Here is a 22,689-nt window from a genome sequence, read left to right on the forward strand (position 1 = left end):
CTGAACACGAACCAACAGCATACCTCTCGGAGGCTTGCTAGATGATTATCAGCTTCGAGCTTGGATGAGTCTTTGTCTGGCGAACCCTATGCCCTCACCCGTCCCTTTCACTGAACCCCGAACCCTTATCATCGCCTCAAATCTGTGAACCGTCCGGCGATCGGATAGTACTTCACCGGCCCGGTGCCCGGTTGGCCGGTAACCGAGTCGCGAGGTTCCAGCGTCAGGCCGTGGGCGGTGACCTCGGCCACGATGAACTCCACCGGCCGGGTCGCGGGGTGAACCGAGGCCTGAGTGGCGTAGACGTGCAGGTTGGGTTTCCACTTCGGAGCCAGGTTGGCGCCGCCGTGCCAGTGACCTCCGAACGCTGCCATGACAGTCTGTTCGTCGCGACACTCCTCGAGCACGCGGCCCAGCGGCCGAGAATCCATCCCACGATCGCCGGTCAGGTACTCGGGGTGATGGAGGAATACGAGGGTCGGCAGGCGCCGTGGATTGTTGACGTGTCGGCAGAAGTCGTCCTTCATCCATTGCAGATGGGCTTCCCATTGCGGCCGTTCTCGGGCCAGGCGCTCGGCGGGCCAGTCGGGTCTGGGCGGGGAGATGTTCGAGTCCACGACCGCGAAATGGATTCCGCCGCGATTGAATGAGTAGTTGTAGGGGCCGCGGGCCTGGAAGGCTTGATAAGCCGGCGTTTGGGCCGATTGGTTGAACAGGTGGTTGAGCGGCCGCGGCGTCTGGGCCAGGAACCAGTTAACTTTGATGTCCTGCACGCGATGGTGGACGTCGTGGTTGCCCATCACGGGATAGATTTCAATGCCGGCTGCTGTCATACGGTTGAAGGACTTGCGGATGGTCTCGATCTCCTCTTCGCTGACGCCCGGCACCTCGTCGTTGCCGATGTCGCCCAGCACCACCGCGAACGCCGGTCGAAGTCGGATCACGTGGTCGGTCATCGCCTCAAGCTGATCGAACGCGCCCGGGGCCGGGTGGAGGTCTGAGATAACGACGAACCGCGTCGCCGGCGTGTTGCAGCCGACGGTTACCGCCAAGACACATGCGATAACAAGTGCCAGTACGATCGGCCCGGCCGGATGCCGGTCAAGGCATGCTTTCAAAGATGCGGGAAATGATTTCATACGCATGTGCTCCAGCAGTTCGCTTGAAAACCCGGAACATCTCACCGCAGCTTGAACCTTGCCAGCGGCGAGCACAACGTGCGACATTCTCCGTTGATGACCGCCCGCGAGAGGGCGACGGCCTGCAGTTCCTCGGCTTCATCGGGTATCGTCAACGGACCGATTTCCATCCCATGGCACTTTTCCGACCGCTCGTAGGCGACCGGTGTCTCAAAGGGGAATTGGTCGACGCGGATTCTTTTCGGAGACCCGCCGTCCGGCAGATGATTGACAGCCTCAGAATCCAGAAACCGATACAGCACTTGCGATGCACCGCACGGCACGGGGGTGTCCCAGGTTAACTGGGCGGTGCCCAGTTTCCGCTGGATGGTAAGGATCATGTTCTTGATGCTTTGCTCGACGGGTATGTCGGCGTTCTCCGGCGCGAGCCGCCGGGTGGGCCATGGTATTTCCCTTAGCGCCACCGTATCCCAGTTCATCTCGTAGATGGGCTCGTTGGCCGTTCGCTGACGGGGGTCGCAATAGAGGATGGCGGTGACGACGTCGGACCTCGCCTCAGCCATGACCTCGAAGAAGCCCCACTTGTCGTAATCGTGGTAGTCGGACCAAACGGTGCTTTCGGGTATGTCCGGCCAGTCGGGACCGGCCGTCTTGGGATCGTCTCCGACGCACTCGTTATACGCCGGTGCGGGATGGCTGGTCACGTTGACACCGTACTGTTCTCGGAGCTTGCCGAGCGGGTCCAAGCCGATGCGTGCCTTGGGATCAGGATTCTCGACCGTTTTGGCGAACCAGCCATAGGCGGTGAGGCGATACCAGTGGCACGGCTCGACCCCGCGGACATTCTGGAGCACGCCGCCGCGCCAGGCATGCGCCCACATGTGAATGCGGACGTATTCCTTGCCTGAGTGTGGAATATCGTTGCCCACTGCGTGCTCGGGGGCATGTCCGCCGCAGGTGAACCACTGATACCAGCCGCTCGGCGACCAGCCCCGGTAGCGCTCGTACCAGATGTGGTTGTCGAAGTTGCCGTTGAACAGCAGGTTCGGGGCCAGTGTGGGCGTCGGCACCGCCGCCTCGCTGGCGGCTGGCGCGGGTTGGGAGGCGACAATCGCCACGGGGTACTCCGGCCGGCGATACTCCGAGAAACGGCCCTCGCATTCCCACACCGTTGTCGGGCCTTCGATCGCCGTGACCGGTTTGCCCTTGGGCAGCAAATACCGGTCGAGTTTGAGGCGATCCTTGTATACCCGCAGCGTGAACGCATCGGAGTCTCTATTCGCCCCTTCGGCCATGCCTGCAGAGGTGATGAAGGTCACGCCGTGGCGCTGCTCGTAGCAGTAGTTGTGGTGGTCGCCGGAAAGCATGAGCTTGACGTTATGCTTGCCGTCGAGGCCTTCCACGTATTTGGCCAACTGGTCCACCTCATGTTTGTGCTGAAGGATGATGGTGACCGAGCTGTCGTCCGGTTGCGTGATGAGGTCACGGACCCAATCTCGCTGCTCATCGGTGTAGTAGCAGTCGCAGACGATGAAGCGGATGCCGCCGCGTTTGAAGACGTAGCGATAAGGGGCTTGGGGGGCGTCCGGCTGCCAAGCCGGGTGAACGGCCACCTCCGGGTTCCAGATCGGCCACGACGGACCGGAGATCTCGGTCGTGAACCGGCTGTGGTAGTAGCCCTGTCCCTCGGCCGTCGCGCCGGTGTCCAGCAGATAGATTCCGCGCGTAGCAGCTCGTCGAAGATGATTCTTGAGGACCTCGTTGGTCAGATCGTGATTGCCGGGGGCGAGATGAAACTCGATGGGCGGCGAGGAGATGCGCAGCAGGTTGAGTACATCCTTCCATGCGCACTGGTTGGCCCACTCGAACCGAACGTCGCCGGTATGAATGACCATGCTCGGACGATCGGCCTTGACCTTCTCGCACAGAGCTGTGACCCACTCGCATGCCGGCGTCTGCGTGTCGCTGATCCAGGCGATGCTCCACAGCGGGGTTTCGTTGGCCGCCGTTGTCGGAGAAACCAGGATTCCCAGCAGCAGGCAGCCTGCGATCGTCAGGGACAGGCGATAGAGAGGGCAGCGCGACTCAGGCGAACGAAGCATCGGTGATCTCCTTCAACTCGGATGACTTGGTGGTATTGTTGCAGTGTGAAGACCCGGATGCAACGCCCAAAAACGCGTGCGAAGCAGGAGCACAATAAGTTTTATTAAACTAATCTGCGTGATCGAATCTCGGCCGACTCGGTATGGCCGCGTGATCGGCAGTGCGAACACGGGCAAAGCGCATGCTGTGGAGGGCGAGTACTCCTGCGTCAGCATGGAGGTCAGATGGCGCTTGCCAGCACCTCGGCCATGTGCAACGGGTGACGGTCGGTGAAGTGGTTGATCTGATGGCGGCAACTGGTGCCCGAGGCTACGAGCGTCGTGCCGGGTTCCGTGGCGTTGATCTTTTCCAGCAGGTCTTGGGCGACCTTGCGGGAGAGTTCCTGTTTGTTCTTGAGCATTCCGAAGGCCCCGGCCATGCCGCAGCAGCCGGTGTCGAGCAAGCGGGCGCTGGCGCCGGGGATTTTTTCCGCGAGCTTCGGCATGATGGTCACGTCGGTCAGGGCCTTGGCGTGGCAGTGACCGTGAATGGCGATCTTGAGCCCCGCGTCCTTGAACGGAATGGCGTCGGGCCGGCGTTGCAGCAGCTCGAACACGAACTGCTCGAAGAGCACGCAGCGTGCGGCCACTTGGTCGGCGCCGGGGATCCTCAACTGGCGGTACTCGTCGATCAACATGGTGTAGCACGAGGGTTCTAAAAAGATGATCGGTTCGGTGCCGCCGCGTGTCCTGAACAGATCGATGTTGTGGTGAGCCAGGTCCTTGACCATGTTGAGCACGCCCCGGCTGCACGCCGGGCGTCCGCAGCACTTGCGGCCGTCGGGCAAAACGACGTCGAACCCGGCCGTTTCGAGCACCTTGACGGCGGCCCGGCCGATGTTGGGTTCGTTATAGCGCACCCAGCAGTCGTCCCACAAGACGACCTTGCCTCGAACGCCCTTGCGCTTGTTGGGGCGTCGGGCGAACCACTTGTCGAACCGATGTCGCGTGTACGGCGGCATGGTGCGGTCGGCAGCGAAGCCGAGAGTCTTTTCCATCAGCCATCGGACGAGCCGCATTCGCAGGATCGTATTGGTAACCGGGGCAAGCAGCCCGGCGTTGATACGCCCCAGGAGTTCGGCGTTGGAGATCAGGCGATCGACCAGAGGAATGCCGTCTCGCTGCTGGCGGGCGTGATTCATCTCCGCCTTGAGCAGAGCAAGGTCCACGTTGGCCGGGCACTCGGTCTTGCAGGCCTTGCACGAGAGGCAATTGCTCAGTGCCGCCTCCAGCTCCGGCGAGTCCAGCGGATCGCGGTTTTGGGTGCGATGTTCGAGAGCCGCCCGGATGATATTTGCCCTGCCGCGGGTGACCATCAACTCGTCGCCGGTGGCCAGAAACGTCGGGCACATCGTCGGAGCATCCTTGCGACAGAGCCCGCAGCCGTTGCACTGTTCGAGGTTTCCGATGAAGGACTCATCCCGTTCGATGAAACCGAACGCCGTCTCAAACGGCAGTTCGATCCGATGTCCGGCCCCGTATCGCAGGTGCGTATCGATCCTGTGAAGGCCGTCCGGGATGATCTTGCCGGGGTTCAGGAGGTTTTGCGGGTCGAACAGTTTTTTGATGTCCTGCGTGGCCTGCATGAGGTCCGGCCCAAGCTGGTCGGGCATGAACTCGGCCCTGGCAAAGCCGACCCCGTGCTCGGCCGCCAGCGAGCCGCCAAACTCGCGAACCAGATCTGAGACCTCCTCGGCCATCTTTCGATACTTGGCGATATCCTCGGCCTTATGCAGGTCAATCCTGGCGCGAATGTGCAGCAGGCCGGATGCCGCATGGCCATAGAACGATCCGCGGAGGCCGAGTCCGTCGAAGATCTTTCGCATTCCCTGGACGTAATCCGGCAGCCTGGCCGGTACCACGCATGCGTCTTCGATTCCGGGGATCGTTTTGGCGGGGCCCTTGGAGGCGCTCAGCAGCGAGAGTCCCTGTTTGCGGATCGAAACGACCAGCTCCTGCTCAACCGCGTCCTTGCAGATCAGCGTGCGCCGGCCGAGCCTGCGTCTTTCCAGTTCGTAGAGCTTGTCGCCGTCCTCGCCGAAGAATTCGACGTATAGAATCGCCTCGCAGGGGTCTTCATCCAGCCGCATGAGTGCGCGGGCGGTCTTAAAGGCCAATTGCCCTTTGGTCTGGTCGAACAGGAGACGGTCGATGTGCTCGATGGCTGCCGGTTTCAGGTCGACCAGTTCCACTGTCGCGGCCAGGGCCTCTTCCACCGAGTCGAAGAAAACCAAGCCCATCCGCTTGCGGCCGGGGATCGGCACGACCTTGAGCACCGCGGAGGTGATCAGGGCGAGCGTGCCTTCGCTGGCACTGATCAGATGTGTCAGGTTGCCCTTGTCGCGCAGGTAGCGGTCGAGACCGTAGCCCGGCCATCGCTTGCACAACACCGGCGGGAAGCGTTCCTCGATTTGCCTGGCGCAGCGATTGATGATTTGATCGACTGCCTCGCGGTGCTCGGGGAGGCCGTCGCCGGCGACGCCGATTGTCGCCAGGGTTCCGTCGGCCAGGACGATTTCAAGACCGAGCACGTGATCGTCGGTCGTTCCATAGACCGGGGCGTGGGCGCCGGAGGAGTTGTTGGCGATCATCCCGCCGAGCGTCGCGCGAGCGCTGGTCGCGACGTCGGGTCCGAACCAGAGTCCGTGCGGCTTGAGGAACGCATTGAGTTGATCGAGTACCACGCCGGGTTGGACTCGGACGACGCACTTGTCGCGGTCGAATTCGGTAATGCGCCGGTTGTAGCGGGAGAAATCGATGATCAGCCCCTCGCCGACGGTTGCACCAGCCAAGCCCGTACCGGCTCCGCGAGGAATGACGGAGACGCCCGCGTCAGCGGCGGCCCGCATCAGACTCGCGGCCTGGGCCGCGGATTTGGGGAAGGCCACACCCAGGGGCATGATCTGATAAATCGAAGCATCAGTCGCATAAAGCAGACGGGCTAAATGGTCAAATCGAATTTCGCAATCCGTTGACCGGCTGAGTCTTTCTTGAACTGAATCAATCATGTTCGGCGTCTATTCTATGGGAAGTGCGAGCGCAAGAAAACGGCCGGGACCTTGTTGAAGTTTCCCGGCCGTCTTTAGTCTTGATCCGTGTTGACTGGATGCGTGTCCGCGTTACCAGGCAAAATGCGAGAAAGCCTTGTTCGCCTCGGCCATGCGATGCACGTTCTCGCGGGTCGTGATCGCCGTGCCCTCGCCCTTGAAGGCGTCGATCAGCTCGGCGGCCAGCCCCTCGCAGGTGGGCTTGCCCTTTCGGCCGCGGGTGGCCTCCAGCAGCCAGCGGATGGCCAGCGACTGCTGACGCTTGCGGTTGACGGGCCGGGGCACCTGGTAGTTCGAGCCGCCAACGCGCTTACTGCGAACTTCAATGCTGGGCTTCACGTTGTTGATGGCGGTCTCGAATACCTCCATCGGGCTGTGATCCTTCACCCGCTTGGCAACGATGTCCATGGCATCATAGAATACTCGGGTCGCCACGGCCTTCTTGCCATCGTACATCAGGCAGTTGATGAACTTGCTGACCAGCTTGCTGTTAAACCGAGGATCCGGCCGCAGTTGCCGGGCCGAAGCCGTCCACTTCTTGAACGCCATATCCAGTACTACCTCACCAGCTCGCCCAAACCGGGACCTTCGCCGGCACGGGCAAGGCCACCAACGGTAAGGGGTCATTCCTTGATTGTCGCGGACGGGGTGCCATCCCGCCCGGGATCCAAACCTTTTATTATGAGGCTTCTGCATGGGTAACGCAAGGCGGGTTCAGATCAGGGATCGGGAATTCAGTCTGTGGGCGACCGGTAACTGATTGTTCCCGAGATTTCGTCTGACAGGACTCACGATAAACTCATGAATAAACGGGACTTATGGCGATTATGAGGAGCAGGTTTTGACCGATGGGGTAAGAAGGCAATCCGTCCCTGTGCGTGGGGCGTTGCGGTAGTTCCGGACGCTCAGGACGTGCCGAGCGGCAATCCGTCCCTGTGCGTGGGGCGTTGCTCCGGCCTTGCGGTCTGTGATAGGATACCATTGTCATGGCATCGGATCTTTCACGCATACGGAGGATCATCGGCGACCGAATGGCCGCGCGTCTGGGCGGGGCTCTCGGTCGCCGCTTCAACCGTCCGTGACCCCGCCTGAAAAGCACCGGCCGGAAGGCCGGTCGCCGTCCCTTGCCGAGGCCCTGTGGCCCGGCGGCTCACGATTCCGTAGACTGCTTGCTTTCGGTTGGTTTTTTGCCGGTCGTCGGCGCGTGAAGTGCGGACGGTCCGGTTTGAATACAAGAGGAGATGTTCCGTGGCGATTGCGTACAACAAGCGTACTTGTGACTGCGGCACCTTGCGTGCTTCTGACGTAGGAAAATCCGTTATTCTTGCCGGTTGGGTCAACAACTACCGCGACCACGGTGACAACCTGGTGTTCATCGACCTGCGGGACCGCGGTGGTCTGACCCAATGCCGATTCAACGTGGACACTGACCCTGACGCCACCAAGCTGGCCCGCAGCTTGCGCAAGGAAGACGTGATCGTGGTCCGCGGCGAGGTCATCAGCCGCGGCCAGAATGTCAACCCCAAGCTGCCGACGGGCGAGATCGAGGTCAGCGTTCACGAGGTGCAAGTGCTGAACAAGTCGCTGACCCCGCCGTTCGAAGTTGCCGATCACGTGGAGGCCAACGAGGACCTGCGACTGAAGTACCGATTTCTGGACCTTCGTCGCGGCCCGATGCAAAAGGGCATCATTACCCGCCACAAGGTCCTGCAGGCCTTTCGGCAGTTCTATTACCATGAGGGATTCCTGGACATCGAGACCCCGATTCTGACCAAATCCACGCCCGAAGGGGCCCGGGATTACCTCGTGCCGTCTCGTGTCTGGCCGGGACAGTTCTACGCTCTGCCGCAATCGCCGCAGCTTTTCAAGCAGCTTCTGATGATCAGCGGCTTCGATCGTTACATGCAGATTGCCCGTTGTTTTCGCGACGAGGATCTTCGCGCCGACCGCCAGCCGGAATTCACGCAGGTTGACCTGGAGATGGCGTTTGTCGACGTGGACAACGTGCTCGACGTGGTGGAGCGATCGTTGTCATACGTCTGGAAACAGGTGATCGGCGTCGACGTGCCGACGCCGTTCCGGCGGATGCGTTACGACGATGCCATGCGTGACTACGGCAGCGACAAGCCGGATCTCCGTTACGATTTGAAGCTGATCGACGTTAGCGAGGTGGCCAGGAAGACCGAGTTCAAGGTGTTCACCGACGCGATTGCCAGAGGCGGGGTGGTCAAAACCATTTGCCTGCCCGGCGGGGCGGAGATGACCCGAAAGGAGACGGATGGTCTTACCGCCGAGATCCAGGGTATCGGAGCCGGCGGCCTGCCGTTGTGCAAGGTGGTGGCCGGGGCAAGCGGCAAACTCGAGCTACAGACGGGTGCGGCCAAGTTTTTCCCTGGCGAGTTGGGCGACGAGGTGATCCGGGCGACCGGGGCCGGTAACGGGGACATGATCTTCTTTGCGGCCGGCAGGTTTGCCGACGTGTGCAAGTATCTCAACTGGTTGCGGACCACGCTGGCCGAGCGACGAAAGATGATTCCCAAGGACCGCTGGGAATTTCTCTGGATTGTCGACATGCCCGCGTTTGAGTGGTCGGAAGATGAGAGGCGGTGGGTCTTCATGCACCACCCGTTCACCATGCCGCACGATGAGGATCTGCCGATCCTGGAGAGCAACCCCGGGGCGGTGCGAGCGAAGTGTTACGACATTGTGCTCAACGGCGTCGAGCTCGGCAGCGGTTCGATTCGTATCCACGACCGCGGGGTTCAGAGTCGCATCTTCCGCATGCTGGGCCTCAGCGATGAGGAAGCGATGACGAAGTTCACGCACCTGCTGACCGCCCTGCAGTATGGGGCCCCGCCCCACGGTGGTTTGGCCTTGGGTCTGGATCGCATAGCGATGCTTCTGGCCGGCGCAGCGAGCATCCGCGACGTGACGGCGTTCCCGAAAACGCAGAAGGCTTTCTGCCCGCTTACCGAGTGCCCGAGCGAGGTCGATCCCAAGCAGCTTGACGAGCTGGGCATCGACCTGAACGCGGCGACGAAGGCGAAGAAGAAGGGGAAGTGAAGCGATTAGCTGTTGGCTTTCAGCTCTCAGCTTGGGGTATGTCGGCAAGCACGGAGCATTAATCGGCGTCGGACCCGATTCCTGTGCCGACGTTGTATCGCAGAGTGACAGATGATCATCTTTGCGCTCATGGTACTGCTGACATCAGGCTTTGGAGCCGGATAGCGGGCTCCTGCCGCGACGACCACGACAATGCCCGCGTCGACACTGGCCAGTGGGTTTGCGGCGCCCGACGAGTGGCGGGTCACTGTCGCCACGCTCAATGTCTACTTCGAGAACCGGTCGCCCGAACCGGCCGTTAAGGCCATTCGCGAGTCGAAGGCGGATGCCGTGTTTCTTCAGGAGACCACGAGCAAGATCGAGCAGCTCTTGCGCAAGGAGTTGAAGGACCTCTATCCCTACACCGTTTTCAAGGGCGGCGGCGGTAGGATTCCCACGGATCGTTTCGGCGTCCTGGCCCGATCTCCGATCGAGAAGACCCGGTTCCTGCCCCCGCGGTCCGGGCTTTTCGGAACGCTTGTCGCTCAAACCGTAATGGACGGCCGGCGGCTGCAACTGGTCAATGTGCACCTCAAGCCGCTGCAGTTGCAGCCGAACGCCCGCCCGGCACAGCATCTCCAGGCTTTCAAGGCGCTCGACAAGGCCCACACGGCGGAACTGGGCTTCATCCTCAAGAGCATCGACCCGAAGCTGCCCACGATCATCGCCGGCGACTTCAACAGCATTCCGCCATCGTCCGGGCCGCGCCTGCTGGCGGAGAAGGGCTATGTTGACGCATTCAAGCTGCCATCCACCAATCCCGCGGAGAACGAGGAGGGCAGCGGAACGCCCACTTGGCAGATCGACACCGAACTGGGACCGATCCGATTGCGCATCGACTACATCTTCTGTTCAAAGGATCTGACGGCCGTGACCGGCAAGGTCATACCCGACACCGGCTCCGACCATCGTTTGGTCGTTGCGGAGATCGGCTTGCCGAAAGGCGATGCCTCGACCCAGCCGGCCACGACTGCGGGCCCTTGATCAGCAAAATGGTGCCAATGGCTGGATATCAGGCCGTCTTGAGGTAGCCGCTAATACCGGCGATGACCGATGAGACGATCAGCAAAGCCAGGCCTGCCGCCAGGCACGTGCGGGTCCGCTTGCTCGTCCCCCTCCATTCTCCCAGGAGAATGCCCAGCAGGGTACTGAAGAGAATCGCACTGGCCATGAGGACCGCCCAGCCGATGTATGCCCTCGGGCCCATTGCCGGCTCGCCGGTCTTAAAGCAGATGAACTGACAGCACCAGATCGCCCCGGCCAGACCGGCAAAGAACAGGTTGCCGACCAAGGGCGTGTCCTTCTTGGCGTAGTCACCCAAGGTCTTGTTCTTGAGATTCAGGTAGAGGCAATACAGGAAGTTGACTGCGAATCCGCCGGCCAGAACAACGACCAGGATCGGCATGCCGCGCCAGGTTTGGGAAGTGGTGGATTCGCCCTCAGGGGCACGGGGAGCGACCCAGGTTTTGGCATCCTTGTCGTAGAATATGCCTGCCGCGCCGACCAAATCCGCGGGAGGAACAACCGAGTCTTCCGATTTGACCAACTGCGTCTGTGAACCGAACCGGGCCTTGTACTCCGTGATCTGACCTCCCTGGAGGCCGAAGCTCATGCCCGAACTCGCGAGGCCTGAGAAGATCGCAATAATGATACCCTTCCTGAAGTTGTACTCGGCGACGGCCTTCTTCTTCTCTTCCTCCGGCAGTTCACTCTCCTTGGACATGCCCGCCATTCCGACGAGGATGATTCCAAGCAGGGATACGACCACCCCGATGAGCGAGACTACGGCGGATGTCGAGTCATACAGTTTCTGCGGATCGCCATGAATGATGGGTGGGATGAGCGTACCGGTCGCCGAGCACAGTCCGCAACCGATCGCCAGGCCAAGGCCCACGCCGAGGTAACGGATCATCAGCCCCCAGGTGAAGCCGCCGAGACCCCACAAGGCCCCGTAGCCGAAACAGGATGCCAGAACCGTTCCCGGAGACTGCCGCAACACGGCCACCACGTTCGGCGAGGTTGAAAGGGCCAGCACCCAGGGCACGACGATCAGGCCGGCGATCGCGTAGATCATCCAGTAGCTTTCCCACGCCCAGTTCCTGACCTTCTTGAAAGGCAGATAGAAGACCGCCCCGGCCAGACCGCCGAGGGCGAAGATCATCACGCCTAAGGCGGGGTTGGTTTCCATGCATCGCTCCTTACAGAAACCCAAATGGCGAGACTGAGTTGTCAGTTATCAGTTGTCAGTTGTCAGTCACAGGTCACTGATAACTGACAACTGACAACTGAGCACTTCTCTTCCTATCGCTTGCTGAGTACCTTGGTCTCGTAGTCCTTGACCTTGGCCAGCCACTCGGCCCCGACGGGCACGCCTGCCTGCAAGCAGTAGAAGTCCCAGACGGCTCCCAACGGCAGGGTCTTGTGCTCTTCGAGCAAGGCCAGGCGGGAGGTGAAGTCGCCGTCCCGCTCGTACTTGCGCAGTCGGTCGGTGGGCTCCAACAGGGCGGCCAGCAAGGCCTTGATCATGTTTCGTGCACCGATGACCCAGGCGGCCACGCGATTGATGCTCGCGTCGAAATAGTCGAGGCCGATGTGGATCCTGTTGGCGTAGTCGTTGCGGACGATCTCCTGAGCGATGGCGAACAACTCGTCATCGAGGATCACTACGTGATCGCTGTCCCATCGCACGGGCCGGCTGACGTGCAGGAGGAGTTCCTTGGTAAAGCACAGGACGGCTGACAGCTTGGCTGAGATTACCTCCGTTGGATGGAAGTGGCCCGCGTCGAGCGTGAGCAACACGCCGCGGGAAACGGCGTATGCCAGGTAGAACTCGTGAGAGCCGACGGTGTAGCTTTCCGCGCCGATGCCAAACAGCTTGCCCTCGACGGCGTCCAAGTGGTACTTCGGGTTGATCTTCTCGGCGAAGATGGCGTCGAGCGATTTGACCAGTCGCTCGCGCGGCGCCTTCTTGTCGACGGTGATATCCTTGTAGCCGTCGGGAATCCAAACGTTGGTCACGCAGGGCGTGCCGAGTTGCTTGCCGAAGGATTCGCCGATTTTCCGGCAGGCGATGCCGTGCCGGATCCAGAACTTGCGGATGTCGGCGTCCGGATGCGAGAGCGTGAAACCGTCAGCGGCCTTGGGGTGTGAGAAGTATGTCGGGTTGAAATCCAATCCGTGCAGCTTGCCCTTGGCCCAGGCCACCCAGTTGGCAAAGTGCTCGGGCCGGATCTCGTCGCGATCGACCTTCTTGCCGGCCTCGAGGTAGATCGCGTGGAGGTTAAGGCGGTGCTTGCCGGGGAGCATGCTGTAGACCACGTCGAGATCGGCTCGCAGTTCGTCGGCGGTGCGGGCCTTGCCGGGATAGTTGCCGGTGGCCTGAATGCCGCCGCCGGTCAGGCCGGCCGTGCTTTCGAAGCCGCCGACGTCGTCACCCTGCCAGCAGTGCAGCGAGATGGGGATCTTCTTCAACGCGGCAATCGCCCGATCGGTGTTCACTCCGATCTCGGCATAACGTTCCTTGGCAAGCTGGTAGGCTTTCTCGACAGATTTTGTTTTGCTCATGGCTTCTGGTTTTCTCCTCAGTCTTGGGCCCAGGAGGGGTACGACGTAATCACTACCCGTCTTTCGCTCGGCAAGTTACCGACTCTGTCATCAGTCATGTCCGGCCTCCTCCTCGCGACGAAGGGCAGCCAGGACCGGTTCAGCGGGCAGTACTCTGGTGAAGAGAATAGCGTCGGCCTGATCGGCGGTCAATTCATTCGGAGCGTTTGCCATGAGTGCGGGCGGACAGCCTGGCCGGCTTATTACGGGCCGTGGGAAAAGCCGGAGGCTCACGTACAATGGCGGTTATGAGCGATGAGGCGGCCATGGTTTGTCATCGTTGCGGTGCCGAGCTTCACCCCGGCCGTGGCGATTTCTACGTCGTGCGGATTGATGCCTTTGCCGACCCCAGTCCACCGGTGATCACGGAAAATGACCTCAAACGCGATCTGAGGGCGGAGATTGACCGGCTTGTCGAAAGTCTCGATGGGCTTTCCGAACAGGAAGCGATGGACCAGGTGCATCGGCGGCTGGTCATCCACCTCTGCGTACCCTGTTATCGTCGGTGGATTGAGGACCCGGTTCCCTGACTGACCGGGGCTGTGTCCGCCGGTTGGGAATACGGTCCTCGCACGGCCGTGAGTTCGACGATGACCGCGCGGTGATCGGAGGCGAGCGAATCGCGAACGACCCGAAGATCAGCGCGAAGACCGTCAGAGAGGTAGACATGGTCGATGGGGAGTCGCGGCCGGTCGCTGGGGAAAGTCGGCTGGGTCGTTGCGACGTGTTTGAGTCCGCCGGCCAAGACCACGTGTTCGGGCGAACCGGGGATGGCGTTGAAGTCGCCTGCAACCACCACATCCTCCGTCCATTTCTTGGGTCGGCCGGCCAGATCCGAGGCTTCCTTGAATCTCGCCCGACTAGTCTCGGCGGCGTGTCGCAGGTCGACGCGATACGTGCTGGTCAGATGGATTGATACGACACGCAAAGGCCTGCCGTTCCATCGGGTCACAGCGGCGACACCATAGATTCGTCCCGTGCCGGCGTCGAGCGGTCCGGTCTGCTCCAGCTCCCCGCGGGCGAGAATCGCCATGCGCTGCTCGCCTCCTCCCTCAGCAAATCGCGAACCGGCGGAGTAGTGCTTCATGCCCAACCGCTCTGCGATCAGGGCAGCCTGATCGGCACCCTCGGCGTGGGCCGTCCCCACTTCGGCTTCTTGCAGGCAGATGACGTCGGCGTCGATCGTTCGGAGTTCATCCACGATCCCATCGACACCGGCGGCGCATCCGTGGACGTTCCAGGTGACGACGCGCAGGCCCGGCTGTTGCGACGAGGGTCGACTTTGAGGCAAAGCCGCTTGAGACAAGAGCACGAGAGTCGCCAAGAGAAGGTAAGAAGTCATGATTCACTGGAGCAACGGCGCGAGACGAATCGGGCGGCGTCGCACCCGGCTTTCCTTGAGCCCACACCCGCGCTACCACGGCATCCGCGCGGCCCACACGCGACGATTCGGAGTCACTTGGGCTTGCCCACTTCTTGTCCATGACGAGGCGACTGAACCACAGTAATCTGGCTCACCAGCCGGTCACGAAATTGCTCCTGGTACTCACGCAAGTGTTCGACATAGCGGTCCAAATCGTGGTCGAACCGTGCACTGATCTCCATCGCTCGCCGCCGGACTTCCTGGACTATTGGGCTATCACTCATCACCGACCTCCCATCTTTGCAGCATGGCCGGGGTAACCAGTAGCGGCATGCTCAGATTCAATTCCCGGTTCAGCTTCTGCAATCGCGGTATCTTGTTTGCGTTGGCCAAGTGTCGGCAATTCCAGGTCAGCAAGTAATCGAGCCGGTAGTAGGCCGCCAACGATAGATGCAGTGCGTCTCGTACGGGCGGACTCGGCATCAGTTTCTGCTCCTGGTAAATGGCGGCTATCTGTGCAACCTCCCTGTTCACCTCAAGCAGTGGAATCGAGTCTATCAGACGCAGGCACTTGGATCGAGTAGCGTAGTTGCCGGCGGACAGCTCCTCGATAACAACGGGGGAGATAAAGCACTCATAGTCTCCTCTTTCCTTGTCCCACCACTCCTGGGTACGGGCGATGTCGCCCATCAATTCCGGGCGATCGTCGCAGTAGTAGGAAGGTATCGTCGTCTCGATGTATACCGTCGGTTTCATCACCATATTATACCACACGTCACTGCGATACTGTAGCTCGCGATACGAAATGACCGATGGGACCGTCCCGCGACAGACTCGGCGGGGAAACGCCACGGTTTCTTCAGGGGGCTCCTTCAGAACCGAGACGCTGGTACGCCGAGGCGGCCGTACGTGAGCGGTCCCTTGTGGCGCGGCCGCTTTCTGTTTCAGTACCTCGCTTACCCGGCTACGACACGCTTCGCGGTGGCGCGCTCGTGATTCTGAAGAAGCCGCCCACAACATCAGGAGCCCCGAGGGGCCAGGGACTGCCGGGACGCGCACAATTCAAGTCAGGCGAGCCTTCTCCCGCTGGACCATCCAGATGATGCCGCCGATGAAGTAGGCCACGGTGGCGACCATCAGGCCGGTCTTGTACGAGCCCATGTTCCGTTCATAGGCGGACGGATCTGAGCCACCGATGAATACCAGCATGGGCAGGATCAGGCAGGCCGCCAGGGCCATCACGGCCAGCGCTCCGCTGATCCACGCAATCGGCGGCAACGGTGCGGACGTCCGGACCGCTACCGGCCCGGTGATCATTGACCGGGCCTCAAGGCTGATTTCGGCCTGTTCATCGGGCTGTCGCCGCGCACCGGGCGTCAGACGACAAAGCAGGAGATAAACGCTCACCGTCAGAAACCACGCCGGGAGCCAGCGGAAGAACAGCCCGACGCCCATCAAATCCATCGGAGACCTGAGCCGCCCGGCCGTGAAATCCTCAATTGGGAAACAAAGGACCAGCACGGTCAGCCAGGCGATGAGGGCGGGCAGGTTGACGCTCAGACCTCGACGCTCGACCCAGCATTGCCGTAGACCCGTTCTGGGGAACAGCCAGTGCTCGGCGAAGATGACCGCGCCGATGGGCATCAGCACGAGACCGTAGATGGCCACGAAATTGAGTAGCTTCATGAAGATGGCCGGAAACAAGCCGACGAGTGTGGTTATTGCTCCTGTGGCCAAGGTTACCTTCCAGCGAGGCCAATTCGGTGTCACGATTTGAAGGGCCAGCCCCGCGCGGTAGATCGTGGGGTTGGCGGTGGTCCAGCCTGCCAACAATACGGCCAATACGCCCGGCAGCCCTGCCGCCAAGTGGGCCATCTCGCCGGGGTTCAGCCCCTCGCTGACGGCCGCACCCATGATGCCGGCACAAATCCAGGCCAGGTAGTGGCCCAGGTACATCCCGAAGGCCGAATAGAAGCCATACGTCCAGCGGCGAGCATAACGAAAGATGGCCATGTCGGACAGGCCTACATGCATCGCCAGATTGCAGAACCATGCGAAGAGGGTGATGTGCCAGAAGCCAAGTCGCTCGGTGCCGGCCTTGGGCGTCTCCAGCCAGATCCTCGTCTCGGCGATTCTCCAGAAGTCATCCAGGCTACGCACGTCGCCCAGACGAGGAAGGGTCGCTATCGCACCGGCGATAAAAATGAGAAACATCCACGGTGAGCAGACACCGGCGAACTGGCTGAGTCTCTTGAAGCCGGCGATCGCCAGGATCGTCGTCACCGAGCCGACGATCAAGACGACCACCAACCATCCAACGCTGTTGGGGCATACGTCGGTCAGTGCGGGATGCCTGACGTGCAGGCCCAATCGTGAGAGGCCAAGGATGACCGCGGAAGCCGACACGCCGATCATGGCCGCGGCCAGGCAGCAATAGAGGATGCCGCTGATGAAATTGTAGACCGCCGTCAGGCCCGGCCCGATGATCCGGCGGGCGTACCAGTAGAGCGTCAATCGGGTGCGGACCGCGATGGGGGCGCAGATGAAGGCCCAACTCAACACCGCAAGCAGATTTCCCAGCAGCAGCCCGAGGACCAGATTGCGGGCGCCGGCTCCCCACTGGACGAACAACGCCCCAATGACGAACTCGGTTGCGGCGACGTGTTCGCCGGCAAATAGACCGGCGAAGTATCTTCCGTCGTGCAACCTGTCCGGCGTGACCGGCGCTCGCTCGAATTCGTAGAGTTTATCCAGACGGCCGGCAATGCCTGACGACTCGTGGCTGGGACTCACGCGTGCCTCCTTTTCAACCGCCATCGGGCTCGCGAGTTGTTGTTTCCGAAGAACCCCGGGCACCGGCTAACATGCGACATCCTGTGCGCTGCGACGGTGCTCAGGGAAAACTCAAGCAGAGTAAGGGAGACTTGCGCGTCCGGTCAAACGATGCAGATCGCGGCTTCACCCGCTCCACACGGCGTGAACGTCCCGGCGATGATTGGCTTGCACTCGTCCATCGAGCGGAAGAGGCGATGTGCAGACGGTCGGCTGCCTATCGTGCTTCTCTGATTCGCCGCAGCAGTATTGCCCCTGCTACAAGCAGCGATGAAAGAATGACGATCACCGCCCCGGCAGGAAGGTCGGTCGCAGCGGCGATGAGGAATCCTCCCAGTCCGCTGACGCCCCCAAGCAGCGCCGCGACTACCGAAGCTTTTCGCATGCCTCGCACGAGTTGAAAGGCTGCCGCGGCCGGGTTGGTGATGAGGCTGTAGATCATCAGACCGCCGACGGTCTGGAAGTTGACGGTTATGAGTACGGCCGCGAGAACCAGGAAGCCGGTCCAGACCGCCGTCGCGTGAATCCCCGCGGCGAGCGCATCCTGTCGTGAGAAGACGATAGCCCGCATTTCCTTGCCGAAAAGCAAGACAAAAGCCAGCAGCGCAGCCGATACGACGGTCATCAGGACCACATCTGCCCATCGACAGTACGCCAAGCTTCCCCACAACAAACCGCGGACGTCGTCATCGCTTCGGCCAAAGACGGCAAAGAGCCCGAAACCCAGAAAGGCCAGCCCCATGGTGAGCGAGAAGAGCAGGCCGAGCACCACGTTTGTGTCCATGCGAACCTTTCGCGGGTCGGCCAGGCCCAGCACCACGGCGGTCACAATAGAGGCGGCCACCGCCGGCAAGAGCAGCAACTGTCCCTCCAAGCCGGCGAGCGCCCCGAACACCGCTCCTGCCAACGCGGCGTGAGCGACACAAATGCCCAGAAACGGAATGCGCGCGCCAACGATCAGGACGCTGAGCAGGCCGCTTGACGAGCCGGCCAGGAACCCGCTGACCAGCACCGGTGCCCAGAAGACAAAATCAAGCATTGAAAACCTCTGCCGGCACCGCCAGCAGTCGACCGCCACGCTTGAGAACCGTCAGCCCCGGACCGTAAAGCGTTTCCAGCCGCTGGTCAGTCAATACGTCGTCTGGTGAGCCGTCCGCCACCAGCCGGCCCCTCTCCAGGACGATCACCCGGCCGCAGGCCGGCGGCAGTACTTCCAGGTCGTGGCTCACCAGAATGACCGTCATGCCGGACGACGCATAGAGATCCTTGACAACGGTCACGATTCGCTCGCGCCAGCCGAGATCCAGATTGGCGGTCGGCTCGTCCAGCAGCAGCAGATCCGGCTGCTGGACCATAGCCCGGGCGATCAGAACCTTGCGCTGTTCGCCCCCTGAAATCTCACCGTAGCCGCGAAGAGTCAGGGAGGCGAGCCCAAGACGTTCGATCCATTGGTCGACGATTCGCCAATCCTTCTTTCGCAGCGGCCGGATCAGGCCGGCGATTCCGGTCCGCCCGATGGCAATCACCTCGCGCACGGTCAAGGGAATCTCCCCGGGCGAGGAAAGCAATTGCGGGACGTACCCGATCCGACGTCGCAGCAATCCGAGGCCCCGCATGCCCAGTTCGGCCAGCGGTTCGCCAAGCACGGTTACCCGTCCGCCGGCATGTCGTTGAAGACCCAGCAGACAGCGAAGGAACGTGCTCTTTCCCGCGCCGTTCGGGCCGAGTATTCCGACGAATTGCCCCTTGGGCAGTTGCAGATTCTCTATCGCCAGTATGTTCCTGCGTCCGGCCCGAACGATCAGATCGCGAATCGTGATTGCCGTATCATTCAAGGAGTAGCCGCCTTCACCAGCGAAGTAACATTGGTCGCGATCAACGCGTCGAAAGAAATCGTTCCGGCGTCGTCTTGCGGGAAGTTACCGAAAACCACGACTTTCGCTCCGAGTCGCTGCGCGAGTGCGTCCGCCAAACGCCGCCCCTCGGGCAAGTTGGCGATCACGATCCCGACGCGGGCATTCTCGCCTTCGCGGATGGCGGTCTCAATGTCGCCGATTGATGCTGAATCGGCGCCTGCAAACGTGGAGACCACGTTCAACCCCAGCCAGCGACAGAAGGCTTCCTGGTGAGGACTACATACAACAGGTTTTCCCTCCAGGCCGGCCTCACGCATCTGCCGACGACACCACTCCTCCCGCTCGCTCATTCGTTGCTCAATCTCTGCAATTCGGTGTCGCGACGCTTCGGCCGAGAGCATGTTCGCGGCCACGAGCGGCTCCGCCACCTGGCGACAGGCCGATAAGTAGCTCGAAGGTATGCACAATCCGCCCGACACGCGAATGGGCACGATCCGCAAGCCGTCGCGAGCAAGAGGGCTGAGCTTGTCGTCCAGAGCTCGCTGGAAATCAAACCGCACGAGCATGCGACATGTCCTCAACGCCGATACCTGGCTCGGGCGAACATCGAAATGGCCGGGGCAGGTGCCCGGTTCGGCCAGACGCAACGGCCGGGAGGCGTCGCCCATCAGATCGATCAATGCCGCTTCCAGATAGGAGTTGCCGGCCGCGACATGGGCAAGGGGGTTCGGCGCCGGCGGGCTTTGCGGCGGAGATGACCGGTTGCAGCCGGCCAGGGTTACAGCCAGACCAAAGACATGGAGCAACCCGACTGCTTGGATGGCGGTTCGCTGGGTCATGGTGTCGTCGCGCGCACCTGGCCGGCTGAGGAGCAGCCAACCCAGGCAAACTCTCTCTCGCCCATTGATGTAATGCGAAACATCTTCGTTACGTCCTCGCGAGCCAGCGCCCGCGAGTCCTCCTCCAGACGTTCGGGCTTGAGGTGTTCCATCCACCCATGCAGGGCGCAGGTGGCCGTATAGCTGAGCCCCTCCGCAGGCCGACCACCGTCGGGTAGCCTGACGACGTGGACCACAGGCCACCTGTTGGAGAGCACTTCAGCCGAATCCCTCAGCCAGAGATTCCGCTTGCCCATGGTTGCCCCGCAACCAGCCTGGAGCCCGTCGAGAATGCAGGTGAACGGCGTCCGATGCTTGTCGGCCGGCATCCAGCAGGTCACGTGGATCTTCCACTGCCCCGGAGTTTCCAGCCTGCGAATGGCATCCTGTCCGATCATCGCCCCAACGGTCAACCATGGTCCCAGGTGACCGTGAAAGAGTGCCGCCCGTGCAAGCCAATCAGGATCTTCCGCCTGTCTGTTCGTGTAGAAATCCACTTGTCCTCCGATCTCGCCAATCAAGCAGATGCCTGCGAGGCACCTTTCACATTATCGCGGTTTGCGTCTTGATGACCATCTCCATCATTCGCCCTTGTCATCATCCCGGGGGCAAAACGGCAGATCACGGGCTCATGTGAGTCACGCCTTTGCGGGTCCTGAAGTGGGTGATGAGGCCCGTCGGACGACCGTCGTTGAGCAGCCAGAACGACTTGGGCAAGGGGAGTTTGGCCTCGTCAATCGTGCCGTCGTCCCAGCGCGGAAACTTGGGTGAATGCGGATCCGGACCCACGCTCCAGACGGCATACGTCACGGGACTCTTGGGTTCGTTATTGCGATCAGCATAGTACCTGCCGTTGGGGCTTTCGCAATTTGGCACGTCATCAGGCACCCATATCTGTGCGCGGGGTCGCCAGGTACTATCCGGAAAATCCATGAGCACGCCATTCTGCCAAACCGGTCCTGGGGCCCGATAACGATACGTCTGACCGGGGTTGAACGCGTCCTCCAAATATGATCGCTTAATTGCGTCCGGACTTTTCGGCAGGTACTTCTTTGTAGCCAGCTCAAAGGGCAACTGATAAAGGATGCTCGTCCCGCAAGACTGCCGCGTCGGTGGCAGACGGTCCTTGTGTTCCAAGGCGTAGGCGTCCAGGGCGATGGTGACCTGCCGCAAGTCGGAGTGCACCAGCACGACCCTGGATCGAAGCTTTGCCCTGGCCAGAGCCGGGAGCAGCATGGCCGCCAGCAGAGCCAGGATCGCAACCACAACAAGGACCTCGACCAGACTGAAGGCTTCTACGACGCCGTTTCGCGCGCAACGGCCGCCGCCGGGTCGGGTCGATCGAACTTGCCTTCTGTCATGCGCCATCCGAACAACATTACCCATCACAGGCGGAGTCCGGCAGCTCAAGGCTTCCGGAGAAACACCTCTGCAGCACCCCGAAATCGCTCTGATCCACGTCGCCGTCTTCGTCAAAATCAGCATTGAGGCAGGATGGATCGGTCTGCCGGATTCCCGGTGCCGAGGCACAGGTCTCGAAGTGATCGAGATCGGTCTCATCCACGTCGCCATCTCGGTCGAAATCGGGCTTCACGTACCGATAGAGCACGAAATGGCTGCCGTCGTAGTCCATCACCCACAGTCGATAGCCGCCCTTCCATCCGTCGGTGGAGACCTTGTCTTCTTGATCGAAGATGCCCACGATATCAAAGGTTCCGGTCGGTGCGGGGTACTGCGTAAAACCGCCGCCGAATCCAAGCAGGACGGGCAGCGTTCGCCCGGTGTCGTCGGCGATGGTCATTGATTGATTGCAGCCCCAGGTGCCGGCGACGAACTGCACGTTCTCAAATCGAACGAAACTGCCCTGGTAATGCTCCGCGCCCGTGGCACGCGACTGATCAAAAATGAACTGATCGGCCGTATCCTTTACGTCCGCAAGGGTGATGGTTTGGGGCGCAGGCGAGACATAGTTCGCTTGCAGAAGAACCACGTCGAAATCCGCCAGTGGCGTTTTCTGGTGTTGCTCGTTGACGTTGGTCTTGCCGCGGAAGAACAGGCCCGGGGCCCGCGCTCGCACTTCGACCAGATCGCCCGACCGAAAAGCCCTGCCGGTGATCGGGTCGTGGTTCAGGCGGTGCAACTCGGCGAGCCACTCCGCGTCGCTGTAGCTGCCGGCCGGATGATTCCCGACGTTCTTGCCGATGTTCTGGCCCATGTACAACGCGGTGCCGCCGAAATCACCTTCATCAACGAATTGAACAAACTGTTGCCACTGCCCGCCCATGTAAGGATCGAACCCGGGTGTGGGGTTCAACATGTCGGACGGACGATTCAGGATCACGCCTTTGATCTTGACGGGTGAGGTGGTGGGGAAGGTGCCTTGGCCGTTGGCATCAACGGCTTGATAGTCCTGATGGAGCGTGTAACTCATCGATGCCCAATCCGGCTCCTGTGCGGTTGTCGCCGTCGTCCACGCACAGAACAACGCTGCAGTCGCAAGCCATCGCGCAATTCGGGAATTCATCCGTTTTCTCCTTGTTCCTTCCGCTCCAGGCTGCCGGAGTCAACGCGAGACCGGGGCCTGTAGTATTACGAATTATCAAAAGATAATACGTATGCGCGTGGCCGTCAAGATAATCGGCTTTCCGGCAGAGGAAAGCAAGATTGGGAGCGCGCGCCGACCGGAAGGTTCTCACCAGTTGCAAGGGACGGCCACCTCTGCCCCTGG

General features: G+C 61.2%; 19 protein-coding genes. 3 read left to right on the forward strand and 16 right to left on the reverse strand.

Going from position 1 to position 22,689, the window contains the following annotated elements:
* Positions 1 to 128: 128 nt before the first annotated feature.
* From PLL20_06750 to rpsG, 4 genes are all read right to left on the reverse strand, one after another.
* Entirely contained in the window at positions 129 to 1,139 is a 1,011-nt protein-coding gene (locus tag PLL20_06750; GenBank protein HPD29675.1) for a metallophosphoesterase, read from the reverse strand.
* A 41-nt stretch (positions 1,140 to 1,180) separates the two neighbouring features.
* A complete protein-coding gene (locus PLL20_06755) occupies positions 1,181 to 3,241 on the reverse strand; it encodes a metallophosphoesterase (protein ID HPD29676.1) in 2,061 nt (686 codons plus the stop codon).
* A 221-nt stretch (positions 3,242 to 3,462) separates the two neighbouring features.
* Complete coding sequence (locus PLL20_06760) at positions 3,463 to 6,288, reverse strand: FAD-linked oxidase C-terminal domain-containing protein (GenBank protein ID HPD29677.1); 2,826 nt, start codon at positions 6,286 to 6,288, stop codon at positions 3,463 to 3,465.
* Positions 6,289 to 6,399: 111 nt separating this feature from the next.
* Positions 6,400 to 6,876: a 30S ribosomal protein S7 gene (gene rpsG, locus PLL20_06765; protein ID HPD29678.1), complete on the reverse strand. Its 477-nt coding sequence runs from the start codon at positions 6,874 to 6,876 to the stop codon at positions 6,400 to 6,402.
* Between the two features lie 699 nt (positions 6,877 to 7,575).
* Here rpsG and aspS point away from each other — a divergent pair.
* Positions 7,576 to 9,390, forward strand: coding sequence for an aspartate--tRNA ligase (aspS, locus tag PLL20_06770; GenBank protein HPD29679.1), 1,815 nt, complete (start codon positions 7,576 to 7,578; stop codon positions 9,388 to 9,390).
* Positions 9,391 to 9,582: 192 nt separating this feature from the next.
* Entirely contained in the window at positions 9,583 to 10,413 is an 831-nt protein-coding gene (locus PLL20_06775) for an endonuclease/exonuclease/phosphatase family protein (GenBank protein ID HPD29680.1), read from the forward strand.
* A gap of 28 nt (positions 10,414 to 10,441) precedes the next feature.
* Here the strand turns inward: PLL20_06775 and PLL20_06780 are convergent, their stop codons facing one another.
* Both PLL20_06780 and PLL20_06785 read right to left on the reverse strand, forming a co-directional pair.
* Positions 10,442 to 11,617: an L-rhamnose/proton symporter RhaT gene (locus PLL20_06780; protein HPD29681.1), complete on the reverse strand. Its 1,176-nt coding sequence runs from the start codon at positions 11,615 to 11,617 to the stop codon at positions 10,442 to 10,444.
* 113 nt (positions 11,618 to 11,730) lie between these two features.
* Positions 11,731 to 12,993, reverse strand: a complete 1,263-nt coding sequence (locus PLL20_06785; protein HPD29682.1) for an L-rhamnose isomerase — start codon at positions 12,991 to 12,993, stop codon at positions 11,731 to 11,733.
* 278 nt (positions 12,994 to 13,271) lie between these two features.
* On the opposite strand from PLL20_06785, the gene PLL20_06790 reads away from it, so the two are divergent.
* Positions 13,272 to 13,562, forward strand: coding sequence for a hypothetical protein (locus tag PLL20_06790; GenBank protein HPD29683.1), 291 nt, complete (start codon positions 13,272 to 13,274; stop codon positions 13,560 to 13,562).
* Here PLL20_06790 and PLL20_06795 read toward each other — a convergent pair.
* The 10 genes from PLL20_06795 to PLL20_06840 all read right to left on the reverse strand — a co-directional run bounded on the left by PLL20_06795 (position 13,529) and on the right by PLL20_06840 (position 22,485).
* Positions 13,529 to 14,374, reverse strand: coding sequence for an endonuclease/exonuclease/phosphatase family protein (locus PLL20_06795; protein ID HPD29684.1), 846 nt, complete (start codon positions 14,372 to 14,374; stop codon positions 13,529 to 13,531). The two genes, PLL20_06790 and PLL20_06795, sit on opposite strands and share 34 nt — an antisense overlap.
* Positions 14,375 to 14,487: 113 nt before the next feature.
* Positions 14,488 to 14,679: a hypothetical protein gene (locus PLL20_06800; GenBank protein ID HPD29685.1), complete on the reverse strand. Its 192-nt coding sequence runs from the start codon at positions 14,677 to 14,679 to the stop codon at positions 14,488 to 14,490.
* Positions 14,672 to 15,151, reverse strand: a complete 480-nt coding sequence (locus PLL20_06805) for a type II toxin-antitoxin system VapC family toxin (protein HPD29686.1) — start codon at positions 15,149 to 15,151, stop codon at positions 14,672 to 14,674. The genes PLL20_06800 and PLL20_06805 overlap by 8 nt, the downstream gene beginning before the upstream one ends.
* Positions 15,152 to 15,457: 306 nt before the next feature.
* Positions 15,458 to 17,188, reverse strand: a complete 1,731-nt coding sequence (locus tag PLL20_06810; GenBank protein ID HPD29687.1) for a hypothetical protein — start codon at positions 17,186 to 17,188, stop codon at positions 15,458 to 15,460.
* A gap of 256 nt (positions 17,189 to 17,444) precedes the next feature.
* Positions 17,445 to 18,266 carry a metal ABC transporter permease gene (locus PLL20_06815; protein HPD29688.1) on the reverse strand — a complete coding sequence of 274 codons (822 nt, stop codon included), beginning with the start codon at positions 18,264 to 18,266 and terminating at the stop codon, positions 17,445 to 17,447.
* Positions 18,259 to 19,062, reverse strand: coding sequence for an ABC transporter ATP-binding protein (locus PLL20_06820; protein ID HPD29689.1), 804 nt, complete (start codon positions 19,060 to 19,062; stop codon positions 18,259 to 18,261). The genes PLL20_06815 and PLL20_06820 overlap by 8 nt, the downstream gene beginning before the upstream one ends.
* Positions 19,059 to 19,922 carry a zinc ABC transporter substrate-binding protein gene (locus tag PLL20_06825; GenBank protein ID HPD29690.1) on the reverse strand — a complete coding sequence of 288 codons (864 nt, stop codon included), beginning with the start codon at positions 19,920 to 19,922 and terminating at the stop codon, positions 19,059 to 19,061. The genes PLL20_06820 and PLL20_06825 overlap by 4 nt, the downstream gene beginning before the upstream one ends.
* Positions 19,919 to 20,458 carry a formylmethanofuran dehydrogenase subunit E family protein gene (locus PLL20_06830; GenBank protein ID HPD29691.1) on the reverse strand — a complete coding sequence of 180 codons (540 nt, stop codon included), beginning with the start codon at positions 20,456 to 20,458 and terminating at the stop codon, positions 19,919 to 19,921. The genes PLL20_06825 and PLL20_06830 overlap by 4 nt, the downstream gene beginning before the upstream one ends.
* A 124-nt stretch (positions 20,459 to 20,582) precedes the next feature.
* Positions 20,583 to 21,329 carry a prepilin-type N-terminal cleavage/methylation domain-containing protein gene (locus PLL20_06835; protein HPD29692.1) on the reverse strand — a complete coding sequence of 249 codons (747 nt, stop codon included), beginning with the start codon at positions 21,327 to 21,329 and terminating at the stop codon, positions 20,583 to 20,585.
* Between the two features lie 10 nt (positions 21,330 to 21,339).
* Positions 21,340 to 22,485, reverse strand: a complete 1,146-nt coding sequence (locus PLL20_06840; protein ID HPD29693.1) for a hypothetical protein — start codon at positions 22,483 to 22,485, stop codon at positions 21,340 to 21,342.
* Positions 22,486 to 22,689 lie beyond the last annotated feature (204 nt).

Source organism: Phycisphaerae bacterium, assembly GCA_035384605.1.
Classification (GTDB): Bacteria; Planctomycetota; Phycisphaerae; order UBA1845; family PWPN01; genus JAUCQB01.